A 21,574-nucleotide genomic window follows, 5' to 3' on the forward strand; every position below is an offset into this window, starting at 1 on the left:
TCCTTGTTTGCCCCGCGCTTAGACGGAGAGCTTCGGCGCGGCTGGGAAGTCCACCGGCACGCGCGTGGTTGCATGCAGGTAGTTGGTCACCGTCTTGTCGCCGATCGCCACGATGACGTCCACCAGGTTGGCCTTCGTCCAGCCAGTGGCAAGGAAGGCGTCTACCAGCGCCGGGTCAGCATGGCCGCGCTCGCTGGCGATGTTGCGCACCAGCTGCGCGAGCGCGTCGAGCTTGGGATCAAAGCGGGCCCTGCCGCCGCGGATCTCCAGGATCTGCGCATCGCTGAGGCCGTTCATCTTGCCGATCACCGTGTGCGCCGCGAGGCAATACTCGCAGCCGTTCACCTGGCTCACCGCGAGGTTGACCACCTCGCGCGCCTTGCCGGTGATGCTGCTCTTGGCGTTCTGGAAGGTAAGGTAGGCTCCCAGCGCATGCTCTGCATGCGCGAAGGTGGCGTACAGGTTCGGCACCTTGCCGATGCTCTTGGTGAGCTGGTCGAAGAGCGCCTGGTTGGCAGGGGACACTTCGTCGCGAGTGGGGACGTTGATGGTGGTCATGCTGATACTCCTGGGGTTAAAAGACGTGGTGGTGGTGGATGGAACGGCGCTTCACTGCGCCGTGTAGCCGCCGTCGACGGCGATGCGCTGCCCGGTGAGGTAGCGCGCCTTGTCGCTGGCGAGGAACACGATGGTTTGAGTGATCTCTTCCGGTGTGGCGGCGCGCCGGGCCGGGATTGTCGAAAGGAAGCCCGTCTTGGCTTCTTCGCTGCCGCCGACGAAGCGCTCGAGCATCTCGGTGGCCACTGGCCCGGGCGCCACGGCGTTGACGCGCACCCCGGCGGCGGCGCCTTCGAGCGCGGCACTCTTGGTGAGCCCTTCGACAGCGTGCTTGCTGGCCGCATAGACCGAAGCCCCTGCGAAGCCGACCTGGCCCGCAATCGAGGAGAGGTTGATGATGGAGCCCGAGCCTTGGGCCAGCATCACGCGCATCTCATGCTTGAGCGACAGCAGCGTGCCCAGCACGTTGGTCGCGAAGGTGGTTTCGTAGTTTGCGGCCGTCTGCTCGGTGATCGGGCCCTGTTCGCCTTCGGTGCCGGCGTTGTTCACCGCCACATCGAGGCGGCCGAAGCGCTCGACGGTCTGCTCGATCAAGCTGCGGACCTCGGCTTCGAAACGCACGTCGGCACGCAGGAACTCGGCCTCGGCACCCAAAGCGCGCAGCTCGGCGGCGAGGGCCTGACCGGCTTCTTCGCGACGGCCGCTGACGACGATGCGATGGCCTTCGCGGGCGAAGGCGAGTGCGGTGGTGCGGCCGATGCCGGTGAGTGCACCGGTGATCAGGACGACGGGTTGCTTGTTCATTTCAGGGCTCCTTCGTTGCTTGAGGGTTGTTGCGATGGGTGAACTTTGATTGATTCCGGCGATTTGATATAGACGGTTGGCGCTCATATCATTGAGTCCATACAGGCATATATCGAGAACCCATGGACAAGCTGTTGGCGATGAAGACCTTCGTGCGTGTGGTCGAGGCGGGGAGTTTTTCGGCGGTGGCGCACGAGTCCGACACTACGCAGAGCGCAGTGAGCAAGCAGGTCGCCGCTCTGGAGCGCGAACTCGGTGCGAAGCTGCTGACGCGCACCACGCGCTCGCTCGCGCTGACGGAAGAGGGCGCGCGCTACTTCGAGCAGGCGCGGCGCCTTGTCGCGGAAATCGCCGAGGCAGAAGGCGCCTTGCGACGCGGCGAACAGCAGCTCACGGGTTGGCTTCGCATCGCGGCATCGGTGGGCTTCGGGCGCCTGAAGCTCATGCCGGTGGTTCAGTCATTCCTGGCTGCGCATCGCGGCGTGAAGATCGACCTGCGTCTTCACGACGGCTTCATCGACCTGGTGGAACAGGGAATCGATGTGGCGGTGCGCATCGGCGATCTGCCGGACAGCAGCCTGCTCGCCAGGCGCGTGGGGACGACGAGCCGGGTCCTGGTGGCCCACCGCAGCTATCTGCGTTCGCTGCCGAAGGGGACTAAGGCGCCCAAGGTGCCGGAGGACCTGGCCCGGCACAACTGCGTGGTCTACACGGAGGTCCCGATGCGCAACGCCTGGGGCTTCACGGCCGGTCCGGGAGCGCCGGAACCGGCGGGCACGAAGCGGACCGTGCATGTGGAAGGCAACCTGCAAACCAATAGCAGCGAGGTGATCAGGGCCTCGGTCCTCTCGGGCATGGGCATCGGCTATTCGCCGGAATGGCTCTTCGATCAAGAGATCGCCAGCGGCGAACTTCAGCGGCTGTTGCCGGACTGGGAAACGGTCACCATGCCGATTCATCTGGTGAGTCCGCATGAGCGCCGGCACTCTGCCAAGGTGAAAGCCTTCGCCGAGCATGTCGCGAAAGCGATGGCTCTAGGTTGAGATGCTGTTGACCTAGCCCTGGGCTTGAGCGCCATCAAGCTAAGGCGCTCAAGCAGCTTGTCGCGCTCTTGCGCAAGCATGCGACGCATTGCGCACGTCGCCCGGCTGGCCGAGAGAAGACAGTGATGCTTCGCCGCACAGGCATGCAGCACGCAGCCTTAGTCTTAGTAGTCCGTTTCGGAAGTTCGCACACGTCTTCAGGCGGCAGCTTGAAGGGCTGGCTCTGCGCCCGACGATCACGCATGCGCGCGATCAACGCATTGAGATACGTGCGGGTGATTTTCCCCCTGCAAGTAGTTCCATGGCCGGGGCGAGCGCCTTTCGCGAACGTATCGAGCTCTACGAGCGTGAGCTGCTGCGGCAGGCCTTGAACGAGCATGGCAGCACGCGCGCGTCGCCAAGGCGTTGGGACTCAGCCCGTCAACCGCGGTGCGCAGGCTGCGCCATGCAGGCTGAGCGGGACCGCGAACAAGGTCGCTTCACGCCAACTGCTTGTACCGCTTGACGGCATCTGCATCCCACGCCAAGCCATTGCCCGGCCGGTGCGGTGGCGTGATGCGCCCGTCGATCACCTTCAAGGGCTCTTGCACGATCGCATCGGTCCAGTCGACGTACTCGATCCAATGCGCGGTCGGAGTGGCAGCCAGCAGATGCGCGCTGACTTCGTGGAACAGGTGGGATGAGAGCTCGATGCGCGCCACTTCAGCCAACGCGGCCGCTTGCATCCATCCCGAGACGCCGCCGATGCGCTCCAGATCCGGCATGACCAGATCGCAGGCCCGGCGTTCCAGCGCCTGGGCCATCGGGCGCGGGCCGGCGAAGTTCTCGCCGATCTGCACGGGTGTGCGCAGCAGGGCAGCGAGCTCGGCGCTGGTGGTGTAGTCATCGTGCGCCACCGGCTCCTCTATCCAGTACAGACCTTCGTCGTCGAGCAGCCGGCACCGCTCATGCGCCTCGCGAGGGGTCAGCCCTTGATTGAAGTCGGCCATGAGCGCGATGTCGCCGGGGACCGCCGAACGGACGGCCTGCACCGCGGCCAGGTCCTCCTGCGCAGTCGGTCTTCCAAGGCGCATCTTGATGCCATGGAATCCCTCGTCCACCAGCTCCAATGCCTCGTCTGCCGCAGCCTGCGGATTCAAGAGGCCCAGCCCATTGCTGTTGTAGGCCGGTGTCGAACGCAGCGGCGCGCCCAGCAGGCGCGCCAGCGGCAGGCCGGCCGCAATAGCCAGCGCATCCCAACACGCGATGTCGATGCCAGCCATCACCATGGAGACGACGCCACGCGCGCCCAGAAGCCTGAAGCGGGCCTCCAGCAGGCCTCGGACCTCGAGAGGCGCGGCCGAGTTCCCGGCCAATAGGGCATTGGCATCGCGCACCATTGCAAGCGCCGCATACCCGGCCGCTGGCAAATAGCAAAACAGATACGCATGCCCAGTGATGCCTTCGTTGGTCTGCAGATCGATCAGCAACAACGGCGCCTGCGTGATCCGCATTGCGCTCGTATCGAGGGCTCGCCGCATCGGTACCACGACCAGCGTGGCCTCGACGGACCGTACCCTAAGAAGTTATCCGTAAATAATATTCACCGCCAGCGGCACCTTTCGGTAGGCAATGATTGCGGCGGCAAGATGATTCAGTGCGAGGAAGCTGCGTTCGAGCTTCTCGTAGCGCACCAACAGCTTGCGGAAGCGGTTGAACCAACTGTGGCATACCTCGACCACCCAACGGCGAGCCTTCTTCCACGGCTGGCGCCGTTTGGCCTCAGTCTCTTGCCTACGGTCCACGACATGAGGGATATAGCCGTGCGACTCAATGATGTGAAGGGCCTCCGCGCTTCGGTAGCCGGCATCTGCGCACAGGTGTTTGCTGCGTCGAATTGGCGTGCGCTCGCGCTCGACCACGATGGCGCTGAGGACCTCATCGATTCGCTTGCCGTCATTCACGTTGGCCCCGGTCACGATGAACGACAACGGGACGCCACGGCCGTCCACCAGCAGGTGGCGCTTGCTCCCCTTTTTTCCCCCGGTCCGTCGGGTTCGGTCCGACAGATTCTTGCGCCAAGGGAGCCTTGAACATCGCCCCGTCAACGCTCTGCCATCGCCAGGCGATGCCTTGCATCTGGTCATACTCCGCCAGCCCTGCCTTCCACAGTGCCTCGAAGAAGCCTGCCCTCTCCCACTCGAGAAAGCGCTTGTGGATGGCGCTGGCGCTGCCGAAGCGTTCCTTGGGCAATGCTTTCCACTGGCACCCCGTGCGCAGCACGTACACGATGGCCTCGAACACCTGCCGCGCAGGCTTCGGCGGTCGTCCTGCGCCAGGACTTCGAACGTACGCCTTCTTCGGCAATGCGGCGCGCGCCGGAATCAGCGGTTCGACCCGCTGCCAGAACTCATCCGTCACCACCCAGGACTCGACTCGCTTTGCCGTCATCGTCTCGCTCCGACACCGCGCTCAATGCGGCTCGGAGGCGTAGTTTACTATTTACGGATAAGTTCTAAGGCCGCTGTGGCGAATCATGCGAGACTTCCTTCGCCGTGCAGGGAGAGGATGTCGAAGATTGCCCGGTTGCAGGGCGTCGCAACCCCGAGGCGGGCGCCGCGCGCCACCACATCGCCACTGAGCCACTGGACTTCAAGTCGGTTGCCTCGTTCGAGGTCGTTGTGCATCGAAGAGGTCATTGTTGCGGGTACCTGGTCGGCGAATGCGAGACGATCGTCCGCATACGAGGAGGGCAGCGGCACGCCCTCGGCCCTTGCTACCTGAACCACCTCATCCATGACGTCGTGCAGGAAGGCGCGCGAACGCATGTGGCTGCGGATGGGGCCGATGGGAGTACGCGCCAAACTGGTAGTGCCCGACAGTCCAACCAGGAAGACGAACTTCTCCCAGATCGTCTGGCGGATGCTGTCGCTAAGCTCGACGTCGATGCCTGCGTCCACGCAGGCATCACGCAAGGCGTTCGCACGCGGAGAGGCAATGCCGTCGTACTCGCCGAATACCAGTTTTTGCATGGCCCCGGAATGTCGGATCAATCCTGGCTCGGCGATGGTCGCGGCGATATAGCAAACACCACCGATCACATGTTCCTCGCCCAGCACCTGCCGCAGGACCTCGTCTTTCACCACGCCGTTCTGAAACGACACCACCGCTGTGTGCGGGCTCATCAAGGGCCTGATGGCCTCGGCGGCTGAGGCGGTATCCCACAGTTTGACACCGAACAGCACGATGTCGGTGGTGCCGATCTCGGCGGGCCTGTCGGTAGCATTCACGTTGCGCAGGTGCAGATCGCCTCGCGGACTCTCCACGCGCAGCCCGTGCTCGCGAATAGCCGCGAGATGGCCTCCGCGCGCCACGAACGTAACGTCATGCCCGGCATTCGCAAAACGTGCCCCAAAGTAACCACCGACGCCGCCGGTGCCCATGACCGTGATTCTCATGATGCCTCCTCCTTCGATTGAGATTGAACGATGTTTCGCATGCCTCGCGCCGAGTACAGGTTTGAGGATCGGGACATTGCGGATGAGCCCTGCTGTTCAATGGACGGAACGCTTCCGCCGAGGCTTGCCCGGCATGCCTAGGAGCGCGAGCGCGGGGCGCACGATGGCTTCGAGCAGCGCGCGCTCCGGTCGCGTACGTGCCAGTACGCGCGTCCCGAGCAGCACGCCCAGAAGGAGTCGCGCCAAATCCTCACCGTTCTGCGCGGGGGCGATCTCGCCGGACTGCTGACCAGCCTGGATGCAACGGAGAAAGAAGCCTTCGATCTGCTTGAGTTCTTTGGCGATGACTCGGCGGAATTCGGCGTCGTGTGGTGCAACCTCGAGTGCAGCGTTCACCAGCATGCAGCCGCGATGTTTGCGGTCGCTCATCGACCGATCGATGATCTCCTGCAGAAATGCAGCAATCGCCTCCCGCGGCCGTAGCACGCCCTCGAGCCGAGCGATGCGGTCGCGTACGCTCTGGTCTAAATAGTGCTCCAGCGCACGGCGGTACAGCGCCCGCTTGTCGCCAAAGGCGTTGTAGAGGCTGGGGCCATTGATACCCATGCCCTCGGCCAACTCGCGCACTGAGGTGGCCGCGTAGCCGCGCGTCCAGAAGCACTGGACGGCGGCGTCCAGTACAGCTGCTTCATCGAAGGCTCGCGGTCTTGCCATGTTGCGTATTCACTCTGTCTTGTGTTCCACCGGGGCCATTCGCGTTGTGCCGTTGCTGCTCGATTCGAGGATCGAATTATGTATCAATCGATCTAAAACTAGAAGGCGAACGACGATCCCGCGGTGTGGCGGCGCCGAACCATCCGCTTCGGGCCGACTAGCTCTCGGCATGGTGGAAACCGTAGTCGGTGTAACCTTGCGAATCGCCACCGTAGAAGGTGTTCCGGTCATAGCTGTTCAGGGGGACACCTAGGCGCAGGCGTTCCGGCAGATCAGGGTTGGAGATGAAGTTACGCCCGAATGCGACCAAGTCTGCATCTCCCGCGGTGAGGATCTCTTCGGCGCTCTCCCTGGCGAACCCGCCGGCGGCGATGATCGGGCCCTTGAAGATGCCGCGCAGGCTCTTCGAGGCCACGGCGGAAGCACCCAGTTCGATGTCCTCATAGCCTCGAATGCGAGGCTCGATCACATGGAGGAAGGCCAGCTTGAATCGATTGAGCTGCTCAGCGACGTAGCCGAAGGTCGCGGTCGGATTGCTGTCGAGCATCGTGCCAAATTTGCCACTCGGAGATAGCCGCACAGCCACCCGGTCCCCACGCCAAACCAACGTCATCGCCTCGACCACCTCCAAGAGGAAGCGCGCGCGGCGCTCGACCGGACCACCATATGCGTCGTTGCGGTGATTGCTGCCGTCCTGCAGAAACTGGTCCGGCAAGTAGCCGTTCGCAGCATGCAGTTCCACACCGTCGAAACCTGCAGCCTTGGCAAGCTCTGCCCCGCGTCGAAACTCCTCGACCACGCCAGGAATCTCGTCGAGCAGCAACGCACGCGGCACAACCTGATCGGCCTCGAGGAAATTTCCGGCGCTGTCGCGGACGACAGACTTCTCTTCTGCGCGTAGCGCCGACGGCGCAATGGGCAGCGCGCCGTTCATGTTGTCGGGGTGCGCCTGGCGCCCGCCGTGCCAGAGCTGCAGGAAGATGCGTGCACCCCTCGCATGCACGGCGTCGGTCACCCGCTTCCAGCCCTTCACTTGAGCATCGGTGTAGATGCCTGGCGCCCCTGCGTAGGCAATGCCCGACGGAGAGACTGCAGTCGCTTCGGCGATCAGCAGTCCGCCTTTGGTCGATCGCTGGCTGTAGTAAGCGACCATGAGGTCTCCGGGCACATCGCCCGACTCTGAGCGCATGCGCGTCAACGGCGCGAGAACTACGCGGTGCGCCAGCTCGTAGGGTCCAATCTGGGTTTTGCTGAAGAGTTTGCTCATTGCTGGTTTTCTTGAGTTTGAAGATGAGGTTGGTGTGTCGTTCCGTGGGCCTGCAGCCCTTTCATACCGGCGATGGACCTGGATGATGATGTTTCGTGAAGCAATGGTGTTGTTGAAAGGTGAGGCAGGGTAGGTACCCCATGGCGATAGGTCTAGTTCCCGAAAGGAATAGATGACATCGACCCGCTGTGTCCCAGAGTCAGGAGTGCTCTATCTCTTTGAGGAATAGGTGTTATGAGTGGCTGAAGGCTGGTGGACGAATGCGGACTCATCGAGCATTCGCTTCGGTTTGGGGGCTGACCCAAACCGCAACTTCATTTCACTGCGAAGGAACCAACATGTCACTGCAAGAAAAGCTCGATGCCTTCAAGGCCGACTTCAAGGCCGGAAAGCCGCCGTACAACGCACCAGCCGAGATCCATCCCGTCATGGAGCGAGCGACAAAAGCACTGATTGCATCCGGTCAGGCGAATCGCACATTGAAGGCCGGAGACAAGGCTCCTGCGTTCAGCCTCAAAGACCCGGACGGCGACACCGTCTCGTCCACCGAACTCCTGACCAAGGGACCGCTGGTCATCAGTTTCTACCGCGGCGTGTGGTGCCCATACTGCAACCTGGAACTGCAGGCGCTGCAGGAAGCCTTGTCGTCGTTCAGCGCAGAAGGGGCGAGCCTGGTTGCGATCTCGCCTCAGAACCCGGTGAACAGCCGCAAGTCGGTGCGCCAGAATAAGCTTGATTTCCCCATCTTGTCGGACACCATGAATGACGTGGCGCATGCCTTCGGCTTGCGCTTCGCGCTCCCGGACTACTTGGTCGATCTCTACAAGAGCCTGAAGAACGACCTTCCGGCGTTCAATGGCGATGACAGCTGGACGCTGCCGATGCCAGCGCGCTATGTGATCGGTCAGGACGGCACGATCCTGTACTCCGAAGTCAGCCCGGACTACACGCGGCGTCCGGAGCCGTCGGACATGCTGCCGGTGCTTCGCAAGGCGCGTGCCGCCGCCTGAATCAAGCTCTCCAGAACGACGCTAAAGACGCGGGGTGGGTGTGCAATGGATGACGCCCACTTTGCGCAGAGAAAGGAAGCAGGATATGTCACGTAGAAGCTACCTGATCACCGGAGCGAGCAAAGGAATCGGGCGGGCATTGGCCGCGCGACTGGCTCTCGATGGAAATCATGTGGTGGGTTTGGCGCGCGACGCTTCGGATGACAGCTTTCCGGGCACGCTCGTGTCCGTCGATCTGTCCGATCGTGCCAGCACGCAGGCTGTGCTCGAAGAGCTTAGCCTGAGGAACAGCTTCGACGGTGTAGTCAACAACGTTGGTCTTGTTCGGCCGCAGCAGCTTGGTGAGGTAACGTTGGAAGCGCTGGACGCAGTGCTCAGCGTCAACCTGCATCCGGCACTGCAGAGCGCGCAGGCGCTGCTGCCCGCCATGCGCAGGATGGGACGCGGGCGCATCGTGAACGTCTCGAGCCTGACGGTGCTTGGGATGGTTGAGCGCACGGCCTACGCTGCCGCCAAGGCAGCGCTGATCAGCTTCACGCGGTCGTGGGCCCTGGAACTGGCCACTACCGGCATCACGGTCAACGCCGTTGCGCCGGGTCCGACGGAGACCGAGCTATTCCGCGCCAACAACCCACCCGGCAGCGCGGGCGAGAAGCGATACCTGGCGGGCGTGCCCATGGGGCGTCTCGGCCGCCCGGAAGAAATTGCTGCCGTGATCGGTTTTCTGCTGTCCGATGACGCTGCGTTTATGACGGGGCAGACATTGTTTGCCGATGGCGGCGCATCGATCGGAAAGGCGGCTTTCTAGCTGACGGTGGCCTCCGGCTCCTCGGAGCTGGCCGCCATCGAGAGACCCAATGTTTCCTCAACGAAGGCAACGAACGCTCGCGTTTTGGTGCTCACCATGCGCCCCGTCGGGAACACGTTGATCGACATCCGACCGGATACCGCGACCGAGGATTCCGAACTGCCGCGCCGGAATGTCCAGGCAATGCCGCCACCGCCCTGGTTGTAGACGATGGCCTGATGCCCCGACAGGTCGGCTGGCGCCTGGGGTATGCCGGCCCTGGCAAAGTAGGCTGGCGTACCCACTACGACACGTCGGCTCTCGCCCAGCCTGCGGGCCGCCATGCTGGAGTCACTGAGCTCATCCATGCGCAACGCGACGTCGATTCCCTCTTCGACCAGATCCACGTTGCGATCGTCGAGTACCACCTTCAGGTTGAGGCCCGGGTGTATGACCAGAAAAGCATTGACGGCCGGAATGATGTGCAGCCGCGCGAACGTGACCGCTGCGCATACCCCGCAACTTGCCTGAGAGGTTCGCGCCGGCACCGCGCGCTGCGAGTTCTGCCTCGTTAGCTTCTTCGACCGCACGCCGTGCCCGCTCATTGAGCAGCCGGCCCGCTTGGAAGTCTTCTGTGCCATGCCGCAATCGGCCGAGCACTTCGACCTCATGCCTGCACGAGGATGGAAGGGGTAGTTGATGCGAACAAGCTCTGCAGCTGTTCGCGGGCACTATGTAGCCGCTTCGCCGGGCACCGGCAAGAGCCACGTCGCCAAGGCCGTGGCCTACTAGGCGACCCTGCAAGGGCACGAGGTGCGCTACGTCGAAGCCGACACCGAGTTCGCCCGTTTCGCGCTGTCCACGCCGGCTGAGCAGGCCGCTATGCCGAACGCCTATGTGGAACCCGATCTCCTTGTACTGGACGATCTGTTCCTGGCGCGGCGCATCTCGGACACCAGCGCCGAGGTGCTGCAGTCTGTCGTCCATCAACGCTACAAACGTCGCAGCAGCATCATCGTCACCTCCAACCGGGTCGTGCAGGACTGGGGCAAGTATCTCGGCGATGCCACCATGGGCACGACCATCCTGGACCGCCTCATGCATCGCGCAGTCATGCTCGAGTTCGAGGGGAGAAGCTACCGACTCAAGGAGGCCGCCGCCCGATTGGCGCTCAGTACCGACCATGACTGATCAATAATTCCACTGTCCTTCCTGGAGGAGTTTGCGCCGGCCACAGGGGGGGTATTTGAAGTGGCCATCCGGGGCCAAGACACGGTATGCCCGGACGCATACAGATCTACTCGACTTACACAGAAGGAGCGCACCTTGGAATCGCTGCACGCCACCCCGTCGTCAGACCTCAGGCGTTTTGACGTGGAACGCAATTTGCAGCTTCACGCAGGGTTGCCGGCGTTGGCCGAAGCGATTGGAAGTCCGCGCCTCGGGGGCGAACTGCTGAGAGTGGCGGCTCCCTGAGGGGCGATCCAGAGGATGCTCTTGCGATCGATCCTGGCAGCATCCCGGGAGACGCATTCAGTCAATGAAGGGTGCTTCGAATCACGCTCTCATCCAGAACGTCAGCCGGAAGGTCTGCCAGTGTGAGATGTTGCCTACCGGCATCCACAGCGCGAGCGACCGCGTCCTGTACCGTCTGAGAGATTTCCCGAGCCGACAGGTGTGCGAGCTTGTTGCAGAGCGCTGGGTCGGGCGCGGCGAATCCGCAGACGCCGAGTTGGTTCGTCGCAGCAGTTGCAACCACCCGCGCAGCCTGCAGCGCCTGTGCGCCAGTGGGCGGCAAGACATGAAACTCGCGAAATCGAGAGCGCAGCGAGTCAGGCACCCTGTCCGGGTCATTTGAGGTCGCGATGTAGATCGCCAAGCTCGCATCGAACTCGATATCAAGCGACGCATCTCTCACCCTGCTGGCCGTGACCGGCTCGAGGAGTGAATGGAGCGGAGCCAGCGGATCGTATTGCGAACCTCTTGGCGCCTTGTCGAGCTCGTCGATCAGGAACACGGGATTGGCCACCCGTCCAAGGCAGACCTGCTCGAAAATCAGCCCTTGCGTGGCAGTGCTCCAGTGTCGTTCGGTACCGAGAAGCAACGAGGTGGTCTGAGCGTTCTCCATGGAGTGGCGACGGATCGGCGCTCCAAGGGCCTGTGCCAAATCGTTGGCGTAGTGAGTCTTGCCAAGCCCAGGATCGCCCCATAGGTGGAGGGGCGGGATCTTCAAGGGCTGGCGTCCGTGCGTCGAAAGCGTCACGCGGCGAGCCACGAAGTCCGTCACTTCGGCAAAATGCGGATGCGCCTCACGCAGATACTCAAGCGCGCTTGCCCACTTCGTCGGCCGGAATGCTGGATTCGTAACATCGCGCAGGGCGCCGGCAAGCTCGAGCTTCTTGGTGAGCTCGAGTTCGCGCTTTTGATAGTCCTTGTCTCGAAGCGTCGCGATGCGCCCGATCACCCGCAGAAGTTCCTCGCCGCGAAGGACTGGGTGGTGTCGATCGCGGCGGCGACGTGCCACTCCGCGCTCGAATGCCTTAAGGAATGCGACCTGGTTCGGTACAGGGGGCGCTGCAGATGCCGACGGACTCGTCCGTGCGCGAAGATCCTCGCGCCGCAGGTTCTCTTCCGCGTCGAGCGCTGCCTGCGCGATCCTCGCGCGCTCTTCCCGTTTCTGGCGGAGTTCGTCCGCGAGGGCCAGCGGCAGTAGCAACTCGACCCCCTTCTCGGGATAGGAGCGGCCCAATGCGAAGGGATGGAAGCCCGCCGGGGCTTCGTCTAGTCTCGAGAACACAATGGCTCCTGATACGGAGCCCCGTAGATCAAGGCTCCTAAAGTTTGATCAATATCGCAGACAGCGCGAGGTACATTCGGGTTCGAGACTTGTTCTCGACCGATCGACGCTGGCCGGAAGTCGACTTCCCAACGCGAATGGCGATGGGGGCCGCACAAAGGAGTATTGAGACAGTACGCATGATCTTCACCGGACCAACAGGTTAGCGCGATCCGAGAAAAAATGGCAATATTGCGTCCCCCTTTCTATGGTACGTAATGTTAGACCTGTGACTATTCTTGTCGGCGGGTCGGCGGGTCGGCGGGTCGGCGGGTCGGCGGGTCGGCGGGTCGGCGGGTCGGCGGGTCACTGGACGCTAACGGACGCTAACGCTGCGGTCCGCTGCACCTTCATTCGTTCTGCGCCGTCCTATTCGCCGTAGAGCACCGCGGAACAACGCTTCGTTTAGATATATCCGTGCTCAGCTAGCTCTCTGCGCAGGAAGCTCACATCGCCCAAGCGTGTGCCGCCGGGATTCAAGAGAACATGCAGCGGCCCCCGAACCAGAGAGAAGAACCTTTTCCACTGAAACGGCGTATTGATGGCGTCCACAAGCGTTTCGAAGGAGATTCGATGGCTGCGTGTCTGCAGCGGGGAAGCGCGCGCAAGAAAACTTTCCGAAAGTGCCGTGAGCGAAGTACGGCTGGGGCGATCAAACAGGTACTTTGCCCTGAACCCGGTCATCTCGACTGCTTTCAGCCGGAAGAGCTTAATCAACGCATCTCTGGAACAGCCAAGAATTGCAGAAGCTTGCTCTTGCGTGCACCCTTGATCGTGCAACGCTTTGATCCGCTCAACGGCAAAGAAAGGAATGCGGTTCGGCATGTCGGGAGAAGCCTTTGAAGGTATCAAGCCCAGACCTCGCCAATAGGTGATGGTGTCCGGAGTAACCGAAAAGATCCTCTCGAGATCACTGCCGTTGTAGAAGACGGGTAGGCCTCGAGCATGCATCTGCTGTTTTCGTACTTGAGGGGGAATCGATTTGAACGCGGCGGTGATCATCTCGGACAGCCTGGGAAATATGTAAGCATGAAGCACGTGCCGAGATCTGTGCCAAGGAGCGTGGTCACTCAATTGGGACCATTGGGTAAAAAAGGAGCGACTCCCATCCGCAAACCATGCCTCAAGATCGGCCAGATGCCTACGCCTCACCAAGAGTGGACGGCTGAAAGACTTGGGCGATGCTCCGGCCAATGCCGTTGTCCCGGTTGCATGGACCGTGGCAAACTTGATCAAGTTGAGTGCGGCCACTCTCTCATCCGACGTCGCCTGCGAATGCGATTCGTATCTCGTGGGATCGCCAAGATCGACGAATAGTGACAGCATCGCAGCTACCCATGGAGGCGATGCTTGAGGGACTTCCGAGAATGCCCTCCCACACGAGCATTTCGCGATCTCTCGGCGTAGGTAGTCGATTGGGCGGCCGCAGTGCTGGCATGTATCAAGCAGAAGTGAGTTGTGCTTCTGACATACCAAACTCAAGGGGAGATCCCAATATGAACGAATGAATGGGTTTGGATCCCCAGCGAGGCATTGAACACAGATGCGCGAGTATGGAGAGCGGCGGGTCGGAAATTGTCTTCCTGGCGGGCGGGCGTGGAGTTTGGCATTCCCTACGACGTCATCCCATCTGTTTGCGTGCTCTAGGGCGAAAAGCGTCTTACCTGTTGGGTCGAACAGTTGCGCAAGTTGTTTGAGGCCGGGCAAATGATTGACCTGGACGAGTCTCAAGAATGATCCGAGGCGAGACTCATCCCTTTTCGGCACTGGTCGAATAGCGAACAAGCTTCCATTCGGTAAGAATGCGGGCAGGCGTGTCGTCGTCTTGCCACCCATGACGCGACCTACGATGCGCAGGAGCGCTCGGGTTGATGGAAGCAAACGGAGACCGCCCAGGCCACTTTGACCTACTTGGTCTTGGCGCCTCGCTCCCATGCGCTTCTACGAGCGGCCCTCAATTCCTTCTGATAGCGCTTGGAAACTGACTGAATCAGATCCGCAGGCTGCGCGTGCAGTCCTTCTGCGATTCGGAACAGGGTCGTTAGAGAAGGGCTCGACGTGCCGACCTCGAGTTTTGCAACGAACGATCTATTCACGCCGGACTCGTACGCCAGCTCGTCCTGATTGATCCCGAGCGATGCCCGCCGGACCTTTAGTTCGGCCGCGAACGCCTGAAGCAGTGCTGGATCTTGATTCGACCGCATGCGACGAATCTCGCCGCATTGGCTCTTTCATACACCCGTTTCTATAATACAAAACGACATGAAGACGGTGTTTCTTCGGAGCACTGTTGTCTATACGCGTCGATTTCGGCTGTGGCTGGCGAATTCGAGCATGAGGACGTGTCGAGGTCGACGAAGGGGCCGATGCTTCGATCCGTCGGTTCGTTGCCAAATGGGGCAGCGCGGGCTCCTTTGAGCGAAGAGGCGCACGTGACGACCCACTACAGTGGCGGCTGGAGCCAGCTTGATCTTCCGAAGACCCTCGTCTATGATACGAATGAGGTCGAATCGAATCTGGCGCCGAACGTGCGCACCGGTGGGACGTTTGACCGCACCAGGGACATTTCCGATGTGGGGCGGGTCAACTTGGCTCGCGGGGCCCAAAACCTTGGCGAACGCGGATCTGGTCCTCAGGGTGTCCATTTGTGGACATGTCCCTTCTTGTAGGAGGACCCGCTGATGACCAAGCGAGATGTAAGAGCGCAGGCCAGGAGCCTTTCCCGCTTCTGCGAGCTCTCCAGAGATTCATCTGAGCGTTGCGTATCCGCCGTTCACTTCGTTCCCGCCGTTTACTCGCTGGACGTGCCTGAGCAGTCCAGCGATAGCCTTTCCCACAGACGGACCAGGACGCGGATTGATTCGTCCGTGCCAGAGTTGCCATTGTCGGAGCGCTCGGACCGGCCCAGCTCCTTCTCTGCAACGAGGCGGCGGCTTTCGTACATGTTCGGTGGGCCACACCTTGAGATGACAGTCTTCCGTGGATGGGCGCCCGCACTTGCTAGGACGTGCGAGTCCATTCATGAGCTGGTCCCGAACAGGGCGCTATATTTCCAATGGGTTCAGATTGTGGAAGAGCAAGGGGCGGCGCATCTGATCTACTTCCTGCAAGGGCGATCTCATTACGCTCTCGAAGTTGGGCGCGAGACCAGGTGTGCACAGGTGGTGACCAGCCCTGTAGCCGAGATTCAGGCGCTTAGTAGGCAAATCGACCCAATCGTTGTCGATGCCGAGCGTGTGATGTCCGAGTCTTGCCTAGTATGTGGTCGGACCACAGAGAGCAACCTGCATTTCGGGCGCAGGCTGCCCTTGTGTGGTCTGCACCAGCCACAGAGCCTTAATGTACATGGAGAGGAGGGGCTCGAAGGTCTGTGGCGAACAGCGATCGAATGGTGCGCGCCGCGCCCCAAGGCTTGGCGCGTGCCGCATCTGTGAATCGCCGGGGCGAGATGATCATTCCCCGCATGTGGCTGCCTGATGAGACGTTCTTTAGCCTGTGCAGCCGACATCACCGCTTGTCCGGGAATAGTCGCTCTCTCGATACATACATTGAACTGTTTGGCCGCCCAGGCCGTGCGAGGGTGGACGACTTCCCAGCACAGATGGACTTGTTTGTAGAGCAATCGGTCGGGATATTGGGAGCCGCGGACGAGATCATTCTGGCTCACACCCTTGTCCCCTTCTACTTCTGGCTTCTTCCGAGGGGAAGGGCAACTGCTGCGATGGAGATCCTCTGCCGTGGTTCGCGTCTGGGGCTTCGCCCACTGATAGGTCTGACATCGAGGCGGTTGAGTTCATCGCATTCGCTGAAAGCTTGTGCGACGTGCATTCAACATGACCGGCGGACCTTCGGGACTGGCTACTGGCATTTATCGCACCAGTTTCCGGGATCGGTGATGTGCGTGCGACATGGCACGGTGCTTGGACGTTCGCGAAATGCGTGGCCCAAGGGTAATGGCCCCTGGTGGTACTTGCCGACTCCAGAGACGGTGGACTTCGGACAGGAGGTGAGCGTCCAAGTAGCCAAGGCCGGCTCAATGGCATCCGAGCTTGCGAGGTCCATAGGGGTGTGCGGAGCACGCGCCCGACTGCAGCCCTGGCTCCTTAGTCGCGCCTATGCGAGGGCCTTCAACGAACGGGGCCTGTTGAGTCCGCACTCGATGCGCTTGCGTCGATCGGACGTCGATACAGAGTTGGGTCGATTCATTGCGCTCCTCTCTGAGTTCCATGACTTCAAAGATCTGTGGTGCGCGCGTGAACACGCGCTTTCCGTGGCGATCGCGCTGCTGTCGATGGGTCGCGTTCCGACCAACCCGCTCTGGCACATCCCGCTGATCGCGTGGGCATTTGAATCCTGGCCGCAACTTAGGAGCGCGTGTCGTACGGTGCTTCGTACCATATCGCCCGCTGGGCGGCATCAATCGGAGTGAACTGACGCGCTAGGAGGTTAGAACTAGAGCTTCGCCGAATTGCCTCTGGCGTTCAAACATTGAGCGGCAAACATCCGTGTCGGACTATTGGCGCGGTAATAGATATCAGAGAGAAAGAGCCGAAAAATAGCGCGCAACAGTCGCTAAAATTGGGCAATCGCTCCTAACTTGCGAGAGTGGTGGAAGTGTGCTAGCGTGCACATCTGGCTCGCCGCCCCGTTGCGCGGGCGTGGCGTTCGTTAACGCGGAGGGTTCGCGTGTCGTGACCTGCGAGGGCGCTAGTGCTGCAGAAGCAATGTCGTACTTCGGCTAAGCGAGGTCGCGATGAGGAGATCTGACCCTCTGAATCTGATGAGGCTCAAAAAGGTCCTTTCAAGGCAGGACCCTCCGTCCTTTGGGCGAGACTACATCCCGTCGATCCTTGCCACTACGGCGGAGGCGCCAACGGGCTCCTGGGCGCTGAAGGTGTTCTGGCCCAAGATTGGTAGATACATCCATGTGCTCTCTAAGCTCGAACTTGGCATCTTGGTCATAGTTCTCTACTGCCCTTGGCTGTTTGACATCCAAGAGCAGCGGCTTTTGCATTTTGACGAACGCCCTCATCCTCTAAGCGGCCACGCAAAGGCGAGCCAGGTTCGGTTGCCACCCCTTCCGGGTGCACTTCAGGTGGCCGAGTGGCTGGGCTTGATCGAGCAATACCCTTTGGTCAGTTGTAGAGATCGTCAAGGCAATTTCGTTGTCATTCCCTCCGCTTGGTACGCAGACTTCCTACTGTTCCTTGAGGACGTGGATGGAGCGTTCTGTACAAACCTGGATGTCAAGCCAAGTTTGGAAGACTTCGCTCGTGACCGCCGGCGATTTAGCCCAGCTGATCAGATGCTGGCCGACGCGAAAACGCAAGCCAGGCATCTCATCGAAGAGGTCAGATACTCCGCAGGGGCCATCAAGACCATTCAGGTGGCGGCTGAAGACGAACTGGATTGGCACGTCGTTGAGAACCTTCGCCAGATTTTGTCTTGGCAGAAGCGACGCGTGGAATACACCGAAGCACAGAACGCAGAGATCATCTGCAACTATCAGGCGGCGATGGCCCGCGGTGAGTCGGCCCTTGATGCTATCTATCGGATGAAGAAGAGCGGAATCGGCCTCGACACACACCAACTGAAGCTCGCGTTGCACCGCGCTATTTGGAATCGGCAGCTTCGTGTCGACCTCTTTCAGCCCGTCCTCGTCGACCGGCCGCTACGGCCTCAGCATGAGGATGTCCTTCATAGGTACAGATCTTGGTTGAGCCGGAATTGAGTCATGTCACTGGGTACTCAGTACGTTGCCCCCAATGGGTATCGGGATCTGCAGCAGGGGTGTACATATCACGTGTTGATGAACGATGCGGCCACTGAAAGGGTCGCGTTGGTGTGCTTCGAGACGAACTCCTCTGAACCGAGGGCGTTTCCACATTTCATGACGAGGTCCTACTTCGAGCAGGGAGTCGACACCGGGGAGCTTGTGAAAGAGCATCCACAGGCGAGGCTTCCGTCGTGGTTGTCGCCGCGGGAGGAGGGAGATCTGAAAGCCAGCGATTCCCATCGAAGAGCGCCCAAGAAGGCGCATAGGGGCAGGATTGAGGCGAAGTTGGCTTCGATTGGTCCTGCAATTCAGATTCTGAAGGAGATCCTGCGCAGCGAGGATCCGGATCACCTGCTCAACAAGTTTGCACGTGCATGCAAGCCACGCGTGAAGGCTGTGAGGTTCAGGCTGTGGTTCTATGCATACCTCGCATTTGGAAAGAATGAACTCGCGCTCCACTACCGAACCGGAAATCTCGGCAAGTGGAGTAGGGATGAAAATACCTCAGCGGTCAAGCGTGGCACACCTGGCAAAAAGGGAAAGGGCCACGGCTTCAATGCAAACCCAATGGCGCCGGACATGATGGTTGCGTATGAAGAGCTGAAGGGACTTGGTGTCGGACAGAACCAGATATACACAAATGCTGCCGTCCAATATTTCGGGTGCCATACTCGCCTGCGAGGCGGATATCGAGAGTTCTTTCATCCTGACGGCCACGCTTTTCCCAGTCGCAATGAGTTTTGGTATCACGTCAACAAATCTCGCGGAAAGGCCAGTGTGAGAGAGGACAAGATCGGCAAGACCAAAGAGCGGGCAGAGAACGCGCCGTTCCGCGGGAGTTTCACAGCAAACGTGAGCAACCTCATGGAGCGAGTGGAAACTGACGCCTACGTGATGAAAGAGGCACCGATAGATTTTCTCAACGAGGGACTTCCATTGAAACCGATTCGAGTCGTCCGGCGCAGGGACGTTAGATCCGGCACGTGCACAGGTCTCGGATTCTCTCTAGGTTCAGAAACCGCGTCGGCCTATCGAACCGCCCGATTCTGTGAGGCCGTTGGAATCGGCGCGTTTGGTGCGCTCTTCGGTCTGGACGTCAAAGGGCGTTGCGTACCGGGCGGGATTTCTCCAAACGATGTGCAGGATCGCGGTCCTGGCTCATCCGATGAAGCTTTCTCGCGCGATCCGGAGTTTCAACCCGTGTTCAACGCGATTGCACCGTCTGGGGCAGCTCAGTCAAAGGCTGTGATTGAGGCATCTCACCCAAGGTCATCCAAAGACCGTGAAGGGCCAACTTACATCCCGAGCAAGAAGAACGTCTGTCAGCTGATCAAGGAGGAAATCCTCCGTGCAGTTAGTGACAACGAAAAAATGGACGTCCAGAGCCGGGTCCCTGACGACCTGCTCGCGAGAGTCAATCCGCCGACATCAATCAATCTCTGGCGCGAGCTGGACCGGCTAGAAAGGAATGATGCGATCCCGATAACTTTCGACGAGGCCCTCCGGTCGTTTCTGACGAAGGTCGACGACGCGAAGTTCGATCGACATGGAATCGTTCTTCATGGAAGAGTCTTTGGGTCTCGGGCGTTCGATGCCTCGGGAGTTCGAGATCGGGTGTCGCGCGAGCAGTCTCCCAAGGTCGACGTCTATGTACTAGAGACCTGTGTGAGGCACATATGGATTGATGTTCACGGAAAGGTCATCCAGCTCGACATGCAAGTTCCCTATCGCTGCGGAGACGAGGAACTGTACGTCTCGCTGGAAGAACTGAAGGAGAGGGAGAGGTTCATCTCTCAATCTACCAGCAGGGTGGAGGAGCACAAGCTTGCAACGTCAGCACAACTCTCAATTGATGCTGAGGCTGCGACCGGCGTCAAGTTAGGTACGGGGCGTCGCAGGAAGGGCGCACCCAAGCGGCGAAAGGGTGTGAGCCGGAGTGAGGGGATTGCATTGAAAAAAATTCTGCGGGGAAAGTAAAGGGGATGCCATCATCCAGTATCTGGGTCAGCAGGTTCAGAGGGTTAACCTCAATCGATGTAATCAGAAAGAGGTCAAGGATCCCCGCTCGCCCTTTAACTGGACTGCAAAATGTCTCAGTACAAGAGGCATGCCATCTGATTCGTGACGAGTGGGCCAGGTTCTACTATCCCGGAGAGCAGGAATGCCATGCGATGCAGGACCTTGTAGGCTTGGCCTTGGCACATGCTAGAAAGGCCTATCCGAGCAAAGCATTCGTGTTGACCCGCTGCCTCGCGGAGAGTTTCGAAGCTGAAGATCGGTACGTCCCAATGTGCGTTACTGGCCTGCCCGGGGTTGGAAAGAGCGCCCTCTTCAAGGCGATTAGTCGAGTCTTTCCGTCGGACGGAACTGTTTCAATGGGGCCGGAGTACATGCCGTTTCCCATGATGTCAAGCTCCCTTTTCCGAGTGGAGGGACAGAGCAGCCCGGGAGAGATTCTCAGAGGATTGGCAGGACCCGGTCTTTATGAGAGCGGTGCGGGGTTCGGGAAAGCACAGATCGCCTCGGCGCGTCATTTCTATGTGACCGGGCGTTGCCTTGCGATGATCGATGAGGTTCAGTTCATAACGCAAAGTGACAGTGCCATCTCAATGATCAGCAAGGCGCTGCTCGCCATGACATACCTGGGAAAGCCGTGCGCGTACGGAGCGAACTTCAGTTTGTGTAGCCGTCTCAAGCGTCGTTTAAGCCCGGAACTCAAGAGGCGACTTCTGACGTCGCTAGTCGTAATTGTCCCGGACCTTCCGGATTCAGCGGACTGGGAGGGGTACTTGCAAGAGTTGGAGCGCGCTGTGCCTGGTGTGTTTGGCTTCGAGTTCGTAGATAAGGCGCGTGAACTTTGGATTCTCTCCGCGGGTGTGAAGGCGTATGTTCAAGAGCTGCTCTTGACGTCGTTCGAACGTGAGCACCGCCGGAGACGGAAAGTGGTCTCATGGGAGACGGTGGTGGAGGCATATCACTCCGCAAAGTTCTCGACGACGCGCGAGGTCGTTGAAGAGCTGATCGTGTATTCAGCAACCGGTAAAGAGCCTTCCAAGGACTTCAAGGACTTGCTATGTCCCTTTGAGTCCGATCGAGAAGTTGCGTATAGGGAGTCACTCGCGGAGGCGTACCGCAAGCAGCTGGGGGAGATCGTGACCCTCGCGAGTTTGTCCCCAAATGAAACTCGGGCTCTTGGTAGTGTAAAGAAGGAAGCTAAGACCTGGATCCGTGAGCTCACGAGCGAAAGTGGTTCACCCTGCGGGTGCGGGTGCGGGTGCGGGTGATTCGAGGTAGTTTGGTAAACGCGAGACAGGTGCGGCGCGTTCATGCTGCTGTTGCAAA

At 60.3% G+C, this 21,574-nt stretch carries 18 protein-coding genes and 2 pseudogenes; 8 read left to right on the forward strand and 12 right to left on the reverse strand.

The features are described 5' to 3' along the window. Positions 1-18: 18 nt before the first annotated feature. Both ACSQ89_RS42960 and ACSQ89_RS42965 read right to left on the reverse strand, forming a co-directional pair. On the reverse strand, positions 19-558 hold the full coding sequence (locus ACSQ89_RS42960; RefSeq protein ID WP_436291927.1) for a carboxymuconolactone decarboxylase family protein: 540 nt from the start codon (positions 556-558) through the stop codon (positions 19-21). Between the two features lie 51 nt (positions 559-609). Further along, positions 610-1,362, reverse strand: coding sequence for an SDR family NAD(P)-dependent oxidoreductase (locus ACSQ89_RS42965; RefSeq protein WP_436291926.1), 753 nt, complete (start codon positions 1,360-1,362; stop codon positions 610-612). 122 nt (positions 1,363-1,484) lie between these two features. Here ACSQ89_RS42965 and ACSQ89_RS42970 point away from each other — a divergent pair, with 122 nt between their 5' ends. Then, on the forward strand, positions 1,485-2,405 hold the full coding sequence (locus ACSQ89_RS42970) for a LysR family transcriptional regulator (protein WP_436291925.1): 921 nt from the start codon (positions 1,485-1,487) through the stop codon (positions 2,403-2,405). A 479-nt stretch (positions 2,406-2,884) separates the two neighbouring features. Here ACSQ89_RS42970 and ACSQ89_RS42975 read toward each other — a convergent pair whose 3' ends face one another. From ACSQ89_RS42975 to ACSQ89_RS42995, 5 genes are all read right to left on the reverse strand, one after another. After that, entirely contained in the window at positions 2,885-3,934 is a 1,050-nt protein-coding gene (locus ACSQ89_RS42975) for an enolase C-terminal domain-like protein (protein WP_436291924.1), read from the reverse strand. A 36-nt stretch (positions 3,935-3,970) separates the two neighbouring features. Then, positions 3,971-4,835, reverse strand: a protein-coding gene (locus ACSQ89_RS42980) for an IS5 family transposase (RefSeq protein ID WP_436298215.1) whose coding sequence is annotated in 2 segments (ribosomal slippage) — positions 3,971-4,418 and positions 4,417-4,835 — 867 coding nt in all. Because the reading frame shifts where the segments join, the coding sequence is not laid out codon by codon here. An 83-nt stretch (positions 4,836-4,918) separates the two neighbouring features. Further along, positions 4,919-5,842 (reverse strand): ketopantoate reductase family protein, encoded by a 924-nt coding sequence (locus tag ACSQ89_RS42985; RefSeq protein WP_436291923.1) that lies wholly within the window; start codon positions 5,840-5,842, stop codon positions 4,919-4,921. A 96-nt stretch (positions 5,843-5,938) separates the two neighbouring features. Then, on the reverse strand, positions 5,939-6,556 hold the full coding sequence (locus ACSQ89_RS42990) for a TetR/AcrR family transcriptional regulator (protein ID WP_436291922.1): 618 nt from the start codon (positions 6,554-6,556) through the stop codon (positions 5,939-5,941). A 157-nt stretch (positions 6,557-6,713) separates the two neighbouring features. Next, complete coding sequence (locus ACSQ89_RS42995) at positions 6,714-7,823, reverse strand: alkene reductase (RefSeq protein WP_436291921.1); 1,110 nt, start codon at positions 7,821-7,823, stop codon at positions 6,714-6,716. 338 nt (positions 7,824-8,161) lie between these two features. Between ACSQ89_RS42995 and ACSQ89_RS43000 the strand changes: the two genes are divergently transcribed. Continuing rightward, a complete protein-coding gene (locus ACSQ89_RS43000) occupies positions 8,162-8,833 on the forward strand; it encodes a peroxiredoxin-like family protein (RefSeq protein WP_436291920.1) in 672 nt (223 codons plus the stop codon). 85 nt (positions 8,834-8,918) lie between these two features. After that, positions 8,919-9,641, forward strand: coding sequence for an SDR family oxidoreductase (locus tag ACSQ89_RS43005; protein ID WP_436291919.1), 723 nt, complete (start codon positions 8,919-8,921; stop codon positions 9,639-9,641). Here ACSQ89_RS43005 and ACSQ89_RS43010 read toward each other — a convergent pair. Further along, the gene (locus ACSQ89_RS43010) at positions 9,638-10,261 is read right to left on the reverse strand and encodes a substrate binding domain-containing protein (protein ID WP_436291918.1); all 624 of its coding nucleotides are present in this window, start codon (positions 10,259-10,261) and stop codon (positions 9,638-9,640) included. The genes ACSQ89_RS43005 and ACSQ89_RS43010 overlap by 4 nt on opposite strands. 94 nt (positions 10,262-10,355) lie before the next feature. Here ACSQ89_RS43010 and ACSQ89_RS43015 point away from each other — a divergent pair. After that, positions 10,356-10,811 (forward strand): annotated as a pseudogene (locus ACSQ89_RS43015) (ATP-binding protein); the annotation flags it as partial. 346 nt (positions 10,812-11,157) lie between these two features. Here the strand turns inward: ACSQ89_RS43015 and ACSQ89_RS43020 are convergent. The 4 genes and pseudogenes from ACSQ89_RS43020 to ACSQ89_RS43035 form a co-directional block, all read right to left on the reverse strand. Then, positions 11,158-12,417 carry an AAA family ATPase gene (locus ACSQ89_RS43020; protein ID WP_436298216.1) on the reverse strand — a complete coding sequence of 420 codons (1,260 nt, stop codon included), beginning with the start codon at positions 12,415-12,417 and terminating at the stop codon, positions 11,158-11,160. A 444-nt stretch (positions 12,418-12,861) separates the two neighbouring features. Continuing rightward, positions 12,862-13,458: a hypothetical protein gene (locus ACSQ89_RS43025; RefSeq protein WP_436291974.1), complete on the reverse strand. Its 597-nt coding sequence runs from the start codon at positions 13,456-13,458 to the stop codon at positions 12,862-12,864. A gap of 456 nt (positions 13,459-13,914) precedes the next feature. Beyond that, a pseudogene (locus tag ACSQ89_RS43030) lies at positions 13,915-14,391 on the reverse strand (TniQ family protein); the annotation flags it as partial. Continuing rightward, positions 14,364-14,660, reverse strand: coding sequence for a helix-turn-helix domain-containing protein (locus ACSQ89_RS43035; RefSeq protein ID WP_436291916.1), 297 nt, complete (start codon positions 14,658-14,660; stop codon positions 14,364-14,366). The gene ACSQ89_RS43035 and the pseudogene ACSQ89_RS43030, both read right to left, overlap by 28 nt. Before the next feature lie 1,259 nt (positions 14,661-15,919). On the opposite strand from ACSQ89_RS43035, the gene ACSQ89_RS43040 reads away from it, so the two are divergent. The 4 genes from ACSQ89_RS43040 (at position 15,920) to ACSQ89_RS43055 (ending at position 21,516) form a co-directional block, all read left to right on the forward strand. Beyond that, positions 15,920-16,885 carry a TniQ family protein gene (locus ACSQ89_RS43040; RefSeq protein ID WP_436298235.1) on the forward strand — a complete coding sequence of 322 codons (966 nt, stop codon included), beginning with the start codon at positions 15,920-15,922 and terminating at the stop codon, positions 16,883-16,885. 351 nt (positions 16,886-17,236) lie between these two features. Further along, positions 17,237-18,187 carry a hypothetical protein gene (locus ACSQ89_RS43045; protein WP_436291914.1) on the forward strand — a complete coding sequence of 317 codons (951 nt, stop codon included), beginning with the start codon at positions 17,237-17,239 and terminating at the stop codon, positions 18,185-18,187. A 3-nt stretch (positions 18,188-18,190) separates the two neighbouring features. Beyond that, a complete protein-coding gene (locus ACSQ89_RS43050; RefSeq protein WP_436291913.1) occupies positions 18,191-20,209 on the forward strand; it encodes a hypothetical protein in 2,019 nt (672 codons plus the stop codon). A gap of 194 nt (positions 20,210-20,403) precedes the next feature. Beyond that, positions 20,404-21,516 carry a hypothetical protein gene (locus ACSQ89_RS43055; RefSeq protein ID WP_436298217.1) on the forward strand — a complete coding sequence of 371 codons (1,113 nt, stop codon included), beginning with the start codon at positions 20,404-20,406 and terminating at the stop codon, positions 21,514-21,516. Positions 21,517-21,574 lie beyond the last annotated feature (58 nt).

The sequence above is a fragment of the Variovorax sp. LjRoot175 genome (assembly GCF_964253805.1).
In the GTDB taxonomy this organism is placed as follows: domain Bacteria; phylum Pseudomonadota; class Gammaproteobacteria; order Burkholderiales; family Burkholderiaceae_C; genus Variovorax.